This is a genomic window from Caldicellulosiruptor sp. F32 (genome assembly GCF_000404025.1).
GTDB lineage: Bacteria > Bacillota > Thermoanaerobacteria > Caldicellulosiruptorales > Caldicellulosiruptoraceae > Caldicellulosiruptor > Caldicellulosiruptor saccharolyticus.
In genome coordinates this window covers 1-595 of record NZ_APGP01000114.1, presented here as the reverse complement: position 1 = coordinate 595, position 595 = coordinate 1, and the positions used below count along the sequence as shown (strand labels likewise).

Genomic DNA, 595 nt, shown 5'->3' with positions numbered 1-595 from the left:
TATGAAGTAAAACTTGCTAAAAGTCGTGCAGAATTTACTGCTTTAAAAAGTCAAATTAATCCTCACTTTCTGTATAATACTTTGGATTGTGTAAGAAACTTGGCTTTTATGTATGATGCTCCAGAAATTGTTAAAATAGCTACTTCTATGGCTAATATATTTAGATACAGTATTAAAGGTAAAGAATATGTGGCTCTGCATGAAGAAATAGAATGTATTAACGACTATCTAAAAATTATGAATATCAGATTTGCGAATAAGTTTAATACCCAAATTAATATTCCTGAAGAGCTTTTTAAATCAAAAATTCTCAAAATGATTCTACAACCAATTGTAGAAAATGCTATTTATCATGGACTCGAAAGAAAACTTGGTAACGGCAATTTAATAATTTCAGCTTCTGCGATTAATGACATCTTGCAAATTACCATTCACGACGACGGAAAAGGAATTCCAGAAGATGAACTTTCAGAACTTTTAGCTCAAATGGAAAAAGAAATTCTTCCTTCCTACCATAATAAAAATGAAGAAACACGCAGTACGGGGATAATAAATGTCCATAAACGCATAAAATTGTATTATGGAGAATCCTATG

Annotated in this window: 1 protein-coding gene; it reads left to right on the top strand. The window is 30.4% G+C overall.

From position 1 onward, the window contains the following. Nucleotides 1–595 (top strand): sensor histidine kinase (locus tag H964_RS10245; RefSeq protein WP_039767348.1); only part of this gene is annotated, 595 nt, incomplete at both ends.